Genomic DNA, 15,721 nt, shown 5'->3' on the forward strand with positions numbered 1-15,721 from the left:
CTTATAAGTGTTAGTAAGAAAGGCCTTCTACCGCAAGCGTTGCTTATCACTCACAGTGAATACATCAATTCATACTGAGTGGGGCATATATGCAAAACGATAAAGTGGCATTGGTGGTAGGCGCTAACGGCGTTATTGGCAGCAAGCTGATTGATGAGCTGGAGCAACAAGGCTGGCAGGTGATTGGCCTGTCCAGGCGCGGGGGCGTCGATCGGCCGCGAGTGCGTTATCTGGCCGTCGATCTGTTGGATGCGCAGGCAACGGATAACGCTTTGCGTTCGTTGACCCGGGTCAGCCACATTTTCTACGCGGCTTATCAGGATGCGTCGGACTGGGCGGGGTTGGTTGCGCCGAATGTGGCGATGTTAACGCATGTTGTGGAGGCATTGGAGCCGGTTGCACCGGGACTGGAACACATCAGCCTGATGCAGGGCTATAAAGTCTACGGTGCCCATCTGGGACCTTTTAAAACGCCAGCGCGGGAGAGTGATGCCGGACACATGCCGCCGGAGTTTAATCTTGCGCAACAGCGTTATCTGGAAGGGCGTCAGCAAGGGAAGAGTTGGCACTGGAGTGCAATCCGTCCAAGCGTTGTTGGCGGTTTCTCACTGGGCAATCCGATGAACCTGGCACTGACCATCGCCGTTTATGCCTCTATCAGCAAGGCATTGGGGATACCGTTGCGTTTTCCCGGTAAACCGGGTGCTTATCACAGCCTGTTGGAAATGACCGATGCCGGGCTACTGGCGCGCGCTACGCTTTGGGCGGCGACAGAACCGGCGGCGGCCAATCAGGCGTTTAACATCAATAATGGTGATTTGTTCCGCTGGAGCGAGATGTGGCCAAAAATTGCCGCCTATTTTGACATGGAGATAGCACCGCCGTTACCCCTGGTGCTGGACTCGGTGATGGCGGATAAAAGCGAGTTGTGGCAATGCCTTGTGCAACAGCATGACTTGGCCGAGACTGACTATGGCGCGGTGGCGAGCTGGCGCTTTGCCGACTTTGTTTTTTCGTGGGATTACGACATGTTCGCGGATGGCAGTAAGGCACGCCGCTTTGGCTTCCACGCATTTATCGAGACGGAAGCGATGCTGTTTGCGCTGTTTGATGAGTTCCGCCGTCGCAAGATTATTCCTTAAGCTGGCTGGCGGGGCAGGCGTTTTTTATGGCAATCTTTGGCTGCCGCTTGATGTGGCAGTCAGAAGGCCGTCATTTCGACAGGCCACGCCGATGATGAGGAATTAAACGTGACAGGGATTACCGCCATACTGACGCTTTTGCTGGCGCTGGTGACCATTGCGCCACTGTCGAAGCAGGCAGCCTGGTGGATTCGGGTGTGGGATTTCCCCCGCCTGCAAATACTGGTGCTTTCCCTATTGGTGTTGTTGCTTAATTTGCTGTTTGTGCCCTTGTCACCTTGGGTGTGGGGCATGATGACGGTAAACCTGGCCTGTGCCCTGTATCAGGCTGCATGGATTTACCCTTATACCCCGTTGAGCAAACCCCAGGTGCTGGACTTTACCGGTTATCAGAAGAAGCCACGTATCCGTATTTTGGTATCAAATGTGTTAACCCCTAATCGCCAGGCGGAAAAACTGTTGGCGTTGGTGGCTACCGAGCGACCGGATGTGCTGGTCGCTGTAGAAACCGATAACTGGTGGGAGCAACAACTGTCGGTGCTGGAGCAAGACTACCCGTACACGCTGAAATGCCCGCTGGATAATCTGTACGGTATGCATGTCTATTCACGGCTGAAACTTAGCGACGCCCAAATTCAGTACCTGGTGGATGAGCAGATCCCGTCGATGCACATGATGGTGCATTTGCCGCAGGGGCCGCAGGTACGCTTGCACTGTGTGCATCCGATGCCACCAAGCCCGACAGAAAATGAAGAGTCAGAAGATCGCGATGCCGAGTTGGTGATGGTGGGCAAAAGTGTGGACAAATCGACGTATCCGGTCATTGTGACCGGCGATCTCAATGATGTGGCGTGGTCGACTACCACTCGGCTGTTCCTCAAAGTCAGCGGTTTGTTGGACCCGCGCCGTGGCCGAGGTATGTTCAGCACCTTCCATGCAGGCTATCCGTTCCTGCGTTGGCCGTTGGATCACGTGTTCCACAGTGATGATTTTGTGCTGGGTGCGCTGCGTCGTTTACCCCATGTAGGATCGGATCATTTCCCGATTTTGGTAGAACTGGTGTATTCGCCAAAACAGGGGGAGCAGCAGGAAAGCCTGGAGAAAGACAGCGAAGATGAAGCGTTGGCACAAGAGAAGTTGGCCAATACCGGCTCTACGCCTGACGATGTGCATACGCCCGGCGCTTGACGTTTCAGGTTTACCCCGCAGCGCGAACTGCGGGGCGTTGTACTCTAGAGCGTCAGCATAATTTTCCCAATATGCTGGCTGGATTCCATCAGCGCATGGGCTTGTGCCGCTTGTTCCAATGGGAAGGTTTTAAATATCTGCGGTTTCAACGCACCGCGCTCCAGCAGTGGCCAAACTTTTTGCTGTAAATCGGCGGCAATCTGCGCTTTGTCCTCTACGCTACGTGCGCGCAGGGTCGAGCCCGTGTGGGTCAGACGCTTAATCAGCAACGGCATCAGGTTCAGCTCCTTAACCACGCCATTCTGGGTGCCGATTTGCACAATGCGGCCATCCATCGCTGCCGCCTGGTAGTTTTTCGCCACATAGTCCCCGGCGATCAGATCGACAATGACGTCTGCTCCCTTGCCGTCTGTGGCGAGTCTTGTTTGTTCAACAAAATCTTCGCTGCGGTAGTTGATCGACACATCTGCGCCCAATGCCAGACTCGCCTGGCGTTTTTCTTCCGAGCCGACGGTGGTGATCACTCGGGCGCAGAAAGCTTTCGCCAGCAAGGTGGCGACAGTGCCAATGCCCGACGTACCGCCATGAATCAAGACGGTCTCACCGGCCTTCAGGTGACCACGTTGGAACACATTGACCCAAACGGTAAAGAAAGTTTCTGGGATGGCTGCGGCCTCTATCAAACTGAAGCCCTGCGGTACCGACAGCGCGTTGGTTTCATGTACCTTGCAATATTCTGCATACCCACCGCCGGCAATCAGGGCACAAACGTTATCGCCAATGGCGTAATTTTGTACTCCAACGCCGGTGGCGACCACAGTACCTGCGATCTCCAGACCAGGAATATCGGAGGCGCCAGGCGGTGGCGCGTATTGGCCGCGGCGTTGCAGGACGTCAGGACGGTTAACCCCGGCGGCGGCGACCTTCACCAGGATCTCCCCCTGTTGCAGGACCGGGAGTGGCCGTTGGACGACAGCTAAAACCTCGGGTTCACCTGGCTGGCTGATTTCGATGGCTTTCATGGTGCTGGGCAGCTGTGGGTTGGCTGACATGGTGGTTCTCCTCAGTTGGCGTTCAGGTGCAGTAACCAGTGTAGGTAACCGCCTGCTGTAATTCATGTTTATCTTACAGAAATGCCGAAGAGGGGATGTAGCGCATTGAGCGGTTTAACACGGGGGAAAAGGGGCGCCGCCGCAGGGGCGGCAGGGGGATTAATCGTTCGGAGGGATACGGAAACCTTTCAACGACACGATAAAATGCTCTTTCCCTTTGGAGATTTTTGCGCCTCTATCGCACCACAGGCTGGCGAGCTGGAAAAAATCATCACTGTCGATGTCATAAGCCAGTTCAATTTTTTTGGCTGTGCCGTAACGGATCAGCTTTTCTGCTTCCTGGTGGTTTGTTGCTTTGATGGTGGTCATAACGAAATCCTTGGTGTTAAGCCAGTGCGGATAATCGCAACCATCATATGGCCATATCGTGACAATTTTGTGATAAAAAAATGACAGAGTGCAATTCTGTGGCCTGAGGCAGGGTAGGGAGACCCTGCCTTCAGGAGCGCGTCCGTCAACGATCGTGCGGACGCAGCAGGGTGTTTTTCTTCTGTGATTTAAAGTGCTTATACAGTGCGAACCCTGCGATGCCGGCTAACACCGCCAGCAAAGATAGATATTCAGTCGCCATCTGGCCAACCTCCGATATAGCGTGGCTAAGGAGCGGCTATTTGTGACAGTAATCACGTTATGGCGCAATGAGACCATTCTGTAAGGCTACAGGTGACTGATATCAAGGCATAAAAAAAGCGCCTATAGGGAGGCGCATAAAAAATTGCAACACAGCTTGTTGTGCTCAGCACCAGGAGAAGTGGTGAACACAAGCGCATTGTATGAACCCTGTGCTGCCGCAGATATAGGGTAACTCTTAAAGCGCAGTTACCACTGATAACCCATGTTCACGCTGTAATCGGGATCCTGATTGGTGGAGTAGGGATCTGACTGACGGCGGCGATCGGTTTTTTTCACCGGCCCGTTAATGCCTGAATACACCTTGGGGCGTTGGCGACTGCAGCCAGGGTGGTCACACTCCATATCAAGGCGAAAACCGGTTTTGTCTTCTGACTCTGACCAGACCACAGGCGGTTTACCTGTTTTTTTTGCCGGGCCAAGTGCAGCTTGCGGAGCAGGTGCCGGTGTGATGCTAGGCTCCGGAGCGGTATAAGACAGGTCCAGCGCCAGGGCTGGGGCGCTCAGTATCAACAGAGCGGTGCAGCAAGAGGCTGCAAGCGTAGGCCATCTCAGCATGGTCGATCTCCCTTTATAGTTACGCAGCGCAACTATAAAACAGCGAGACGAGAATTACTATCATTTGTAACACCTGTTGGCGTTGGGGATTTGGCTGTGCTCAGGTTCGGGTCTAGTATATGAGCAACTTCTCTTTATAAGACATTGGGCTATGACCATTGACACCCCGGCGCTCGGCTGGCGCCAACGCAGCTATCGGCTGCTTTTCGACAATCATTTCCGATCTGGCCGAAGAATGGAAACGTTTTGGGTCAGTACCGCATTACTCAGCGTTATTCTGTTGTTTCTTGAACCGGGTGGCAGTGCCTTGTATTTTCCTGGCCAGGAAGCCATTTATCTTTTCTTCTGGGCTGAGGTGGTTTTTACCTTCATTTTTACGCTCGAGTATCTGTTACGGCTGTGGTGCACACCGCGCGAGCAACACTATGCCTTCAGCTTTTTTGGCGCAGTTGACTTACTGACGGTACTGCCGTTGTACATCATTTGGCTGTTCCCACATATGACGGTCGAGTTTGTGATGCTGTTGCGCGTTATGCGGATACTGCGTGTGCTGCGGGTCCTGAAGCTTCTGCGTTACATGAGCGAGATGGGGATGATTTGGCGCAGCATTAAGCTGGCGCGTCATAAGTTGGCGATGTTTTTTGGTTTTGTCGCCGTGGTGCTGTGTGTGTTTGGTGGCCTCATGTATGCCGTTGAGGGCGGCACCGGTGGTTTTACCAGCCTGGCGGCCGCCGTGTATTGGGCTGTCGTCACGCTGACCACGGTAGGGTACGGTGATATCGTCCCCCATACGCCGGTGGGGCGCTTATTGACCTCGGTGCTTATCCTGTTGGGGTATTCGATTATCGCGGTACCGACAGGCATTCTGACGGCCTACATGTCACAGGAGCTGCAACGCAACCGTGAAAGGCGGAATTGTGAACAATGTCAACGGGGTGGCCATGAGAAAGAGGCCTCATTTTGCAAGTTTTGCGGCTTTGCATTGCCGCCTTTATTCGGAAAACACCGCCAGAAATGACGATAAATTAAGCAAAATGGACTGAATCCTGTGCGTTTAGCCCCGTTTCCACAAAGGGGCTAACAAAAAGAGTTGCTATTAAAGTCCCATCATGAGTTAATGCTTCTCGGCCTGTGGTACAGACCTATTTATGCACGACATTTTGAGTAAAGTAGTTCAAATTTAAAGCGTTATCCTAGATAGCTCTTCTCTGACGAATTTCCTTTCTAGTGCCTCCATAAGTAACTGATGACCGGCTATATCTTGCCCATGGTGGCGTAAATTTAATATTGAAGGAATTAGACATGTCTAACATGATCAAAGGTCAAGTGAAGTGGTTCAACGAGTCTAAAGGTTTTGGTTTCATCACTCCAGCAGACGGCAGCAAAGACGTGTTCGTACACTTCTCTGCTATCCAGGATCAAGGCTTCAAGACCCTGGCTGAAGGCCAGAACGTACAGTTCTCTATCGAGAACGGTGCTAAAGGTCCGTCAGCGGCTAACGTTACCGCTATCTAATCGGCCTCTTGCTGATTAATAAAAACCCGCCAAGGCGGGTTTTTTTGTGTCTGTAATTTGTCGCAGGCAAAAAAATGCCCGCAAGTCTGCGGGCAAAAGTTCCTTGTTACTTCTTCATTTGCTGGTACTTCTCTGGGGGGAAGCACCGAGGAACAGACTACCGGTTGCGGGCTTAAGATTCTGCGGGCAAAACGTTAAGAAAGTGAAAAGCCGCTCGCACGCTCGCCTGCTACGCTTTAGGAAGACACTACGCAGATGAACAGCAGATTAACTGACGGTGTACGGGTATTCTTCCCACCTCATTCTGTAATACACTGACATCAATGATAAATGATGGGGTAAGGCATGAAAGTTAACGATCTGGTCTCGGTAAAGACTGACGGTAAACAGCGGCGTGAAGGCGTGATCCTGGCGGTAGAAGAGTTTAATGAAGGTGTCATGTATCTGGTCTCTTTGGAGGATTACCCCGCGGGTGTGTGGTTCTTTAACGAGATTGATAGCCGAGATGGCACCTTCGTTGAATTGCGTCAGGCCGAATCCAATTGATTGTTTCGCAAAACGCGATACTTCTTAGTGAATTAATTTAATTTGTAAGGTTTTCGGAGGGTGATGATTCCGGGGAGGCATTAATAAACGGATTTTTACTGCGGGAATACCCGTCGCGGCCGAGCATGTCGTCGCGAGCAGGTATTTAGGTTATTTAAATGCGAGATTTTCAGTACAATTGCCTGAACAACATTTAAAACCAACGTTTGGCAGAGTATACGACAAGCTTTATACCTAGCGGCTATTGACAAATATTCCGCTGGTCAGTGTGTCGGTCAAACGAACAACATGGTAGATAATCTGCTTGTTGTGCGTTTTAATTTTTCTCTTGATATTTCCCTTGTGGGAAGAGACGGTCTTGGCTTTAATTTGCATCTGGTCGGATATCTGGATAGTTCCCTGACCTGACATCCACATGCGTAACATATTTGACTCAGTCTGGCTCAGCGTCACGGGTGTTTGGTCGAATGAGCTTTTTTCCGAGCGAGGGGCTTTTCTCTCCAGATAGTGACTAAGTAGTTGATTCATAGTCTCTGGTTTGATTGATTTTGACGAGATGATGACATTTTTACGAACATATAAATAATCGTCAAAATGTACGTTGGTGATAGCCATGAAGATGAAGAATAAAGTATCAGGGTGCAGTGAAATCACCCCTTTTATACGTTCGGTAGCATTGGCTTCATGTATGAAGCAGTCTTCGTTAATAAAGACCAGACTGGGTTTCAACTTGCTGCATTTTTCATGCAGGTCGTCAATATTGCTAATCGCATTAATTTGGCGTTTTTTTACTCCGTGTGTTGTCAGGTAGTCTGTTAAACCTAATCTGGTATAGCTGCATGAATCCATAATGATCGTTGGCATATCGCACCCCCACTTAAATCCGTTTTACCGCGGTAACAAAAAGAAAAAGCCTGAAGCCTAAATGGCAAAAAAAAGGAACAAAAAAATCACGTATATGCAGTGTTCTATCAATAAATTCGACGGTACTCAACGATATTTTCTTTCTAAACTAATTAACACTGTGAACCTATAAGTTTAGCTTAAGTCAGAATAATCTGCTGGTGTCGGCGCGACGAGGGTGTGACGTCAATTGGTGCTTGAGCCGCGTGCCTGCTGGTATCTTTATCATTGAATCTGCCCATCATGTCACGAAACGAAATTTTAGATTGCTAGGAAAATTCTTAAAAAAAATTCATGTGTTGTTTTTTTAACATTTTCTCGCTTACTTCCTGGGCGAATTGCATTTCGTCGACTACGTGTGTTTTTATTTTTAATAATATTATCATAATGTTATCATTTATTCTTTTGTTTTTGATAATGATAATTCTTTCATTTCTTATCACTTGCGATATCCAATAATCACATTGAGTTAACATTAATCCGTTTTTTTGTTACAGAAACTGACGATATAACAAAGGGTTGATGTGACTATTCGTGCTATTTCGGCAAATGTGAAAAATGTCAGTGAGTAATTAATTTGTTTTGCTGAACTATTTTCGTGTTACCGACTGGGAGCCGCTTATCAAGGGCAGGAAAGGGCAGGTTTTGGCGGTAATAATAGCGCGGTGCGTATCAGCACACCGCGAGTTTCAATTTCAGACCAATGCTTGCCGACAGTGTTCCATGGACTCCAGTGCAAGATGAATATCGGCCTCTTGCGTCATCCAATTGACCAGCGCTGCGCGGATCCCCGGTTGCCCGTTATAGTGGGTGGGGGTGCAGCGTACGATACCGTGGCGGTCGAGTAGGGCGATAAAACGATCGCGTGCGGCAGTCGCATCCCCCTCCACGTTCTTGAGTGCAAAACACACGACGTTCAGATTAACCGGTGCCAGCAGCTGGAAGCCCATGCTGGCGTCCAGCTCTGCACCCAATCGCTGCGCCAGTTGCACATTACGCTCAACCATATCTTGCATACCACTGCGGCCATAGGCTTTTAGCGCCATCCACAGCGGCAATGCGCGGAAACGTCGCGAGTTTTCTGGCGTCAGGTGCAGATAGTTGTCCGGCCGCAGCGTCGGTGCTTCCAGGTAGGCAGAATGGTTTTGAAAGACCTGCATCTGTAACGCTAAATGACGGCTGAATTGAATCGCACTGTCGTAGGGGACATTTAACCATTTATGTGCATCGACGGTGATGGAGTCTGCCTGTTCCCAGCCTGCAAGCCGAGGAGCATATTGCGGCGAGCAGGCCGCGACACCGCCAAATGCAGCATCAACATGCAGCCAGAATGGATAGCGTTCACGCAGTGCCAACAAGCGGGGTAGATCGTCGAAGGTCACGGTATTGACGGTTCCGGCGCTGGCCAGCACGATGGTTGGCACACCACGGTTGGCAACCAGATGGCGCTCCAGCGCTTCTGGGTCGATAGCCTCAGAATGGGGCTGGCTGCCGATAATATTAAGCGCGTCGCGACCGATACCGAGCATGCTGAGTGCCTTCACGCTGCTTGAGTGCGCATTTGCCGATAACACCTGAATGGATCCTAATGCTGCCAGCCCTTGTTCGGCGACATCAATCCCACGTTGTTGTCCCAACCACTGGCGGCCGATGGCCATTCCGACAAAGTTCGCCATGGTCGCGCCGCTAACAAAACTGCCGTTAAATGCCTCGGGCAGGCCAAGCAACGTTTTGAGCTGCACAATGGTTGCCAATTCAATCGCTGCAGCCACGGTGTCGTGGCTCAATTGGCTATTCTGGTCGATAGCGCTAACCAGCCAATCCGCGGCCAATGCGGCCGGGGTCGCGCCACCGGTGACAAAGCCAAAGTAACGTGGCCCGGCACTGCCCGAAAGCCCATCCGCGTAACGTAGCCAGAAGTCGTTCAACGCCGCCAGCGCGCCGTCGCCACTTTCTGCCAGCCGATCGTCCCCTTGCTGCAATTGTTGTGCAGCCAACGGAGGGCAAACCGGGCGTTGTTTAATCCCCGCCAGGAAGCTGTCAGCCAACTGGCGGGTGTGCTCGAGTATTTGTGGAAACTGGTCAAGATCTTGCTGTAAACGTGGGTGCATGGGGAGATCCGGATATAAAGAGGTTAAAAAGCTACCCTAGACCATTTGCGTTGTGGCGAAAATCGATGAAAAATAGCCTTTTTGGATAGCAGGGCTAACCAATGTTGAGTGAACGTATTCCGCTGCATCTCCTGCCAACCTTTGTGATTGCCGCCCGGTTAGAAAATCTGCGCGCAACGGCCCAGCAGGTGCATCTTACCCACGGCGCCATTAGCCAGCAGATTCAACAGCTCGAGCAAGCGATCGGCTGCCCGTTGTTTGAACGCCAAGGCAGGGGGCTGTGTTTGAATGCTGCCGGCCGTGAATTGCTGGCGGTCGCCGAACCGGCGTTGCTGGCATTGCAACAGGGGATAGGGCGGGTCAGACGCCTTGCGCAAAGCCAGTCGCTTCGTATCAGCGTGCTGCCTTCTTTTGCACATTACTGGTTAATGCCGCGTCTACCGTCTTTTCATGCGGCTTATGCCGATATTGCATTGGATATCGATGCATCCTTGGCAGTGCAGGATCTGTCGCGAAAAGGGTTCGATGCGGCGATTCGGCTGGGTAATGGCCAATGGGCGGATATGCAAGCGCAGCGCATTGCCTCGGGCGAAGTGATACCGGTTGCCACTCCCGCTCTGGCGCATCAGTGGCAGCTAGCTTTCGACAGTGGAGCGCAAGGTATGCCGCTGCTGGAGCATGACGTCACTCCATGGCGCAGTTGGTTTGTCGCGCATCAGCAAATGGCAAGCGAGCGCCCGTTGGCGCTGTTCAATGATGCGGGGTTATTGATCCGTGCAGCTGAACAAGGCTTTGGTATCGCACTGGTAAAAAAACGGCTGGTGAGTGATGCGCTGGCAGAAGGCCGATTGGTGGCTCTAGCACCTGCACAGCGTCTGGATCAGACGGACTTCTATTTGGTGTGGCCGCAGACCGCTGGCTTGACGCCAGCGGTTGAGGCCTTGTTACACTGGTTGCAGCATCAGCTAGCCGGGCATTAGCGCCGTAGCCATTCCGGCTGTGAACTGCCCAAGGTGGTGGCGGGCAGTGCCCAGCGCAGCGCTGTGCCGTTCAGCCGCAGCGGAGCGATGAGGCGTTGCGCTGGGCCCCAGTGAGTGAGTTCAGTTTCAGGGTTTTCATCCGAGGTATCGACGGGCGCCAAAGGTTCCAGCGGGTGTGGCTGTGGGTAAGGATGATCGAGCAGCAGTTGCGCTGTCCGCGCCAGAGACAGCCGAGCACTATAGCCGGTGCCCTGTTGTAGACGTTGACGCATGCCGTGCAGTACCGCTGCGGCCATCAGGTAACCCGTTGCGTGATCCAGCGCCTGCACCGGCAGCGGGACAGGCGTGGCGGCAGGCTTCCAGATCATGCCTGATTCCGCCAGGCCACAACTCATTTGTACCAAGCTGTCGAACCCGCGTCTTCCACGCCATGGGCCCGTCCAGCCATAGGCGTTCAGACACACGTCAATCAATCCAGGCGACAGTGCACGCCGTTGTTCAGCGCCATAACCCAGTTTTTCCAGCGCCCCGGCGCGGTAGCCGTGTACGATGACGTCAGAGTTTTTCAGTAGATGCTCGAAGGTGTGGCGATCGTGGGCATTGGTCAGGTTCAGCCTCGCACAGCGCTTGCCGAGGATCACGTCATGTTCCACGCCGGGTTCATCCCACCCGTAAGGATCGATACGCAATACGTCTGCACCCAACCCGGCGAGAAAGCGGGTGGCAACGGGCCCGGCGATAATCCGTGTCAGGTCCAAAACCCGTACGCCGTGCAGTGGCCTGGCAGTAGGGAGGCCCCAGTTCGGCGGCGGGGCCTCCGCTTGTTGTGCTTGATGGATCAGTGGCTCCAGCGCAACGCTCTTGCCCTGTACGTGTTGCCGCCAGGCCTTAGCCGAACGCATTTCTGCCGCGCAGCCGCCTGCTTCGATGACGGCCTGTTCCAGGTCACCTTTTTTCCACGTAAGCACCTTTTGCGCCAGTGCATTTTTATCCTGATGTGGACCGAGCACGTGCTCTACCGCGCGGCGGTGATGCGGTGCATTGGTATGCAGACGGATCCAACCGTCGCAGGTGGCATAGTCACCGGCCAGAGCATCCCAGGCTGCGGGCAATGCCCACCCCAGCGGCCGTAATGTCCAGCCGAACCATAATGACGCCAACCGACGATCGACAAAGACGAGTGGGGCATCGGCCTGATTGTGTTGCCGCAGTTCAGCACAGGCTAACCCCGCGGCACTCCAGCAGGCAGTTGCCAGTTCGCTGACGGGGAATGCGCTGTTCAGTGCGCCTTTACCACTGACTGTCAACGGGCTCGCCGGGGGAGTGTGTCCCCCCAGATGTTGTCTGATCTCAGAGAGCAGCGTTTGCGTAAAGGTATCCATCATCAACTCCAGGTTGCTGGCCGGGACTGCGTCACGCGTCGAACACCCCGTTCAATGTGAGAACGGGACAGTTCCTCATGTCTCGCGAGTGCCCCTGGCATTCAATTACGGGGTATAGTCCAGGATACGGCCGTCCGCCAGTTTGGCTCGCAGGCTTTGGGCGGCGATGCCGTCGAACGGCTGCTTGCCAAAGTTGGCGGTCAGCGTTGAGCCATCGCTGAAAGTGGTTTGCTGCACCCAACCCGCTTTATCCAACCAGCGGAAGTCGGTCAATGCCTTATCCCACAACGCTTGGTGCAGCGGACGGAAAGCGGCATCGGCTTGTTTGATTTGCGGCAAGCGCGTCTGCAGCGTTGCGCGGCTGAGATGGAACATCGGGGCCGTGTTGTACAGCTGGCTAAGCAGGCTACGCGTGGTTTTAACATCGCTGAATTTCAGATTGTCATAATTCCAGTGGTGGCTGCTGACCACCGCGTCGTGAAAAACGGCCTGGTACATTGGCAGGCGATAACGTGGATCGAACTCCACGGTGCGGTAGGGTTCTTTCACCTTGGCCGGGCTGAAGAAGAAGGCCGGTTGGGCATTGGGCCACCACGCACCGAGATAATAAGGAGAGGATTTGTCCTGGTTCATTTGCTTATCGCCCCAGCCAAAGCCCCAGGTTTCCATGCCGTGGGCAAACATAATGTGGCGTGCGGTTACCGCATTACCGTCTTCGGAACCGAGCGGCAACCGAAGGGTATTGCTGAACCAGGCAAGCCGCGCATTGCGGGCCTGCGCCATTTGTTCTGCGCCCGTGGGATGATTGGGCTGATAGTCGTCGGACACCATTCCGGTGCCGTCAACGTCCAGAAACAGGCTGTTCAGACCAGCCAGTTGCACCAGGTCACGCATGCGCTGTTGTGAGTAGGGCAGCACACAGCCTGGATTCAGGTAATAGCCCTGTTTGCCGAAACCGGGTTTTTTGCTTCCGTCAGCGCGCACGATGGCGCACTCTTCACGCAGTGCTGCCGGCAGCTGAGCTGTCAGCCAACTGTCGTTGACTCCGCGGGGAATGGCGGTGTCGTAAGAGTCATAACTGGCAATCAGGTACCCCGATTTTTTTGCGCTTTCGACCGCCTGCGGATGCAGGAATTCAGCAGTCCAGTTATCCGTCCCCAGCCACAGTCGAGGAAGGCCGGCCTGGTGCAGTGTGTCGATCAGCGGTTTCGCCAGCCCCTGGCCCCAACTGTCCGCCGGTGCGAGATAGGCCCCGAGCTGACGTTGCGCCAACGCCCTGACGTCAGCGGCTTGTTGGTATTGTGCTTGCAGGAACCCCGTTTCGTCTGGCGTAGCGTTTAGCGGTTTCAGCGCCAGCAGCGCTTGGTTTAGAGCATCAACCAAGGTTTGCTGTTGCCAGCCTTCCGGTGTTTTTCCTGCCAGTTCTCGCACGGTTTTCTGGCTATCGACATCGATTTTTTTCCACAGCGTTTCCCCTGCTGGAGAGACCAGCCAGGACAAAATGCCCGGCCAGTTTTTCACGTCAGCCGGCGCCAACAGTTTGTCGCCCCATAAATAAATGTGTGTCGCGCCAATCAACTTTTCGCCTTCCGGCGCGGTGCGAATTTTATCGCGCAAGGTGCTGAACTGATCGCTTTGCTGCAAATACTCGCGGTAGCGATGCGCACCTGATAACAGGGTGTCTCCCACGTGCAGTAATACGTCAAAAGCTTGTTGTTGATTAAACCGATTGAACTGATGACTGGCGTGCATAGTGAGGGTGTCTTTCGTACTGGCGAAGGTGACCTGATTGCTGAAGGGGGTAAGCAATAGCCAACTATAAACCTTACCCTGCTGCTGTTGGCTCCACAGTGGCAGCTTAAGATCCCAGTTGGTATCCAGCGGTGTCATCTCTTTGACCAGATAATGTTGCCAAACGGGATTGTCCAACGGTATGCGGCTGCCTTCGCCAATGGGCAACAGCAAGGTGCTCGCCTGCGGTGGCAGGGTGAACCACGTCATTGTCTGTGCTCGGTTGCTGCTGAAGCTCAGCCGCAGATCGCTGCCGTCCAACCGGGCGCTGATGCTTATCGCGCTGTTTGGCCACTGCCAGCTTGCCTGTGTGGCGGTGCTTTGCTGATCAGCCACGGTTTGCACGGCCTGAGCCTGGTTGACCAAGGTTTTGTCTGCTGTGATCTTTAACGTGGCCGGATCGATATCGAACCGGACTGCCCCCTGCTCCAAAAGGAGTGCCTTAACGGGAAAAGCGGTAAGCAGGGCGAGGCTAATGGAAAGTCGAAGTATGCTCATCGAGCGGGATGTCCTTAGGGTTGATTGTCCTGTTAGGGGATGAGTTTATCGGTAATCACCGGCTTGCCCAATGCGAATCCGTTATAATTGTGTGACGCATCAAATATGCAGAATTATTGAGTTTAATTTTCGTTTAATAAATTCGTCTTTACATCATCACTCCGCGTCACTATACTCAGCCAAAATTTCAATGAGGAAACACAATTGGACAGTTTTAGTTGCAGTGATATAAACAAGGCAAGCTGACCAATCCTCTTTTGATTTGTTGCTTGCCGAAAACGGCGGGCAGCACCCCTCTCACGTTATTCCGAGCTGTGCAAACCCGAATCTTATAGTTGTTCCTGCTGCCTATTGGCATCGGGCGAATTGATTTGGACGTTATTATGGCAACTTTCAGCCACAGCCTTTTCCCTCCAGGCACTGATACGCTCAATCGCTGATTTAATATCGGCGCAATTTTGCGTGTGCTAAAAAGCACATGATTTTATCTCCTGCAGTTATTTAAGGGGAAAGTCATGGCTATGACTCCTTTTGTTTTAAATTTATTACTGGCGATGAGCCTGGGCGCGATTATTGGCGCTGAACGGCAATGGCGCCAGCGTATGGCTGGCCTGCGTACCAATGCGTTGGTCGCGACCGGTGCCGCCGTATTTATTCTTAGCTCCATGTCCACCGATCCGTCCAGTGCCGGGCGGGTTGCTGCACAGATTGTCTCGGGTATCGGTTTCCTGGGTGCGGGCGTGATCATGCGTGAAGGGCTGAATATCCGCGGCTTGAATACTGCTGCGACGCTGTGGTGTTCAGCGGCGATTGGTGTGCTGTGCGGCCTGGGGCAATATTGGAATGCCGTGTTGGCGACACTGGTGATCCTGTGCGCGAACATCTTATTACGTGAGGCAGCCCAGCGCATTAATCTGCAGCCTCAGCAGCAGGCGACCGATCTCGAGGTGTGCTACCGCATTCAGGTTACCTGCGGCGAGCAAGATGAAATATTGGTGCGCACCTTGATATTGCAGGCGCTGAATGGCGTGGCATTAAGGCTGCAATCATTGCGCAGTGCCGATATTTCCATTCCTGGCCAACTCGAGGTGTGTGCAGAAATAACGGCAAATCCTTCCGTGCAAAAAGAAATTGAAGGCATTGTCTGTCGAGTCAGTCTCGAGAAAAGTGTTAGCGCCGTGCGCTGGCGTATCGCGTCTGAATTACCTGTCTAATTATTGATAAATATTCACTGCATACAGTGATAAGGAGGCGTCATGGACGGTGACCCCGAAACGTTAATTGCTCAGCGTTTATGGCGCGGTAATAAACCGCGTTAATTACGCTAACTAAATAAATTCCACTCTGCGTTTATTCACCTGTTAA

General features: G+C 52.9%; 15 protein-coding genes. 7 read left to right on the top strand and 8 right to left on the bottom strand.

Translation table 11 applies throughout. From position 1 onward, the window contains the following. Nucleotides 1-89 precede the first annotated feature (89 nt). Together AC2FCQ_RS22970 and AC2FCQ_RS22975 are read left to right on the top strand one after the other, a co-directional pair. Complete coding sequence (locus AC2FCQ_RS22970) at nucleotides 90-1,142, top strand: SDR family oxidoreductase (protein ID WP_490309028.1); 1,053 nt, start codon at nucleotides 90-92, stop codon at nucleotides 1,140-1,142. A 108-nt stretch (nucleotides 1,143-1,250) separates the two neighbouring features. Continuing rightward, nucleotides 1,251-2,330, top strand: a complete 1,080-nt coding sequence (locus tag AC2FCQ_RS22975; RefSeq protein WP_209635685.1) for an endonuclease/exonuclease/phosphatase family protein — start codon at nucleotides 1,251-1,253, stop codon at nucleotides 2,328-2,330. Nucleotides 2,331-2,374: 44 nt separating this feature from the next. On the opposite strand, the gene AC2FCQ_RS22980 is transcribed toward AC2FCQ_RS22975, so the two are convergent. From AC2FCQ_RS22980 to AC2FCQ_RS22995, 4 genes are all read right to left on the bottom strand, one after another. Then, on the bottom strand, nucleotides 2,375-3,382 hold the full coding sequence (locus AC2FCQ_RS22980) for an NAD(P)H-quinone oxidoreductase (RefSeq protein ID WP_490309029.1): 1,008 nt from the start codon (nucleotides 3,380-3,382) through the stop codon (nucleotides 2,375-2,377). A 159-nt stretch (nucleotides 3,383-3,541) separates the two neighbouring features. Next, nucleotides 3,542-3,751 carry a hypothetical protein gene (locus tag AC2FCQ_RS22985; protein WP_061806577.1) on the bottom strand — a complete coding sequence of 70 codons (210 nt, stop codon included), beginning with the start codon at nucleotides 3,749-3,751 and terminating at the stop codon, nucleotides 3,542-3,544. Nucleotides 3,752-3,896: 145 nt separating this feature from the next. Next, the gene (locus AC2FCQ_RS22990; protein ID WP_209635680.1) at nucleotides 3,897-4,013 is read right to left on the bottom strand and encodes a FeoB-associated Cys-rich membrane protein; all 117 of its coding nucleotides are present in this window, start codon (nucleotides 4,011-4,013) and stop codon (nucleotides 3,897-3,899) included. Nucleotides 4,014-4,261: 248 nt separating this feature from the next. Then, a complete protein-coding gene (locus AC2FCQ_RS22995; RefSeq protein WP_404759336.1) occupies nucleotides 4,262-4,630 on the bottom strand; it encodes a hypothetical protein in 369 nt (122 codons plus the stop codon). A 151-nt stretch (nucleotides 4,631-4,781) separates the two neighbouring features. Here AC2FCQ_RS22995 and AC2FCQ_RS23000 point away from each other — a divergent pair, with 151 nt between their 5' ends. The 3 genes from AC2FCQ_RS23000 to dsrB all read left to right on the top strand — a co-directional run bounded on the left by AC2FCQ_RS23000 (nucleotide 4,782) and on the right by dsrB (nucleotide 6,691). After that, entirely contained in the window at nucleotides 4,782-5,648 is an 867-nt protein-coding gene (locus AC2FCQ_RS23000) for an ion transporter (protein ID WP_490309030.1), read from the top strand. A 284-nt stretch (nucleotides 5,649-5,932) separates the two neighbouring features. Continuing rightward, nucleotides 5,933-6,145 carry a transcription antiterminator/RNA stability regulator CspE gene (cspE, locus tag AC2FCQ_RS23005; protein ID WP_004946278.1) on the top strand — a complete coding sequence of 71 codons (213 nt, stop codon included), beginning with the start codon at nucleotides 5,933-5,935 and terminating at the stop codon, nucleotides 6,143-6,145. A gap of 345 nt (nucleotides 6,146-6,490) precedes the next feature. Next, a complete protein-coding gene (gene dsrB, locus AC2FCQ_RS23010) occupies nucleotides 6,491-6,691 on the top strand; it encodes a protein DsrB (RefSeq protein WP_209635674.1) in 201 nt (66 codons plus the stop codon). A gap of 234 nt (nucleotides 6,692-6,925) precedes the next feature. On the opposite strand, the gene rcsA is transcribed toward dsrB, so the two are convergent. Together rcsA and AC2FCQ_RS23020 are read right to left on the bottom strand one after the other, a co-directional pair. Then, a complete protein-coding gene (gene rcsA, locus AC2FCQ_RS23015; protein ID WP_209635671.1) occupies nucleotides 6,926-7,555 on the bottom strand; it encodes a transcriptional regulator RcsA in 630 nt (209 codons plus the stop codon). Between the two features lie 734 nt (nucleotides 7,556-8,289). After that, nucleotides 8,290-9,705: a pyridoxal phosphate-dependent decarboxylase family protein gene (locus tag AC2FCQ_RS23020; protein ID WP_490309031.1), complete on the bottom strand. Its 1,416-nt coding sequence runs from the start codon at nucleotides 9,703-9,705 to the stop codon at nucleotides 8,290-8,292. 101 nt (nucleotides 9,706-9,806) lie between these two features. Between AC2FCQ_RS23020 and AC2FCQ_RS23025 the strand changes: the two genes are divergently transcribed. Then, entirely contained in the window at nucleotides 9,807-10,685 is an 879-nt protein-coding gene (locus AC2FCQ_RS23025; RefSeq protein WP_265553954.1) for a LysR substrate-binding domain-containing protein, read from the top strand. Here AC2FCQ_RS23025 and AC2FCQ_RS23030 read toward each other — a convergent pair. Continuing rightward, a complete protein-coding gene (locus tag AC2FCQ_RS23030) occupies nucleotides 10,682-12,067 on the bottom strand; it encodes a CoA transferase (RefSeq protein ID WP_490309032.1) in 1,386 nt (461 codons plus the stop codon). The two genes, AC2FCQ_RS23025 and AC2FCQ_RS23030, sit on opposite strands and share 4 nt — an antisense overlap. A 105-nt stretch (nucleotides 12,068-12,172) precedes the next feature. Continuing rightward, on the bottom strand, nucleotides 12,173-14,356 hold the full coding sequence (locus AC2FCQ_RS23035; protein ID WP_490309033.1) for a glycoside hydrolase: 2,184 nt from the start codon (nucleotides 14,354-14,356) through the stop codon (nucleotides 12,173-12,175). Between the two features lie 515 nt (nucleotides 14,357-14,871). On the opposite strand from AC2FCQ_RS23035, the gene AC2FCQ_RS23040 reads away from it, so the two are divergent. Next, the gene (locus AC2FCQ_RS23040; RefSeq protein WP_037417310.1) at nucleotides 14,872-15,570 is read left to right on the top strand and encodes an MgtC family protein; all 699 of its coding nucleotides are present in this window, start codon (nucleotides 14,872-14,874) and stop codon (nucleotides 15,568-15,570) included. Nucleotides 15,571-15,721 lie beyond the last annotated feature (151 nt).

It is taken from the genome of Serratia sp. CoH_134_PS_4 (assembly GCF_058190535.1).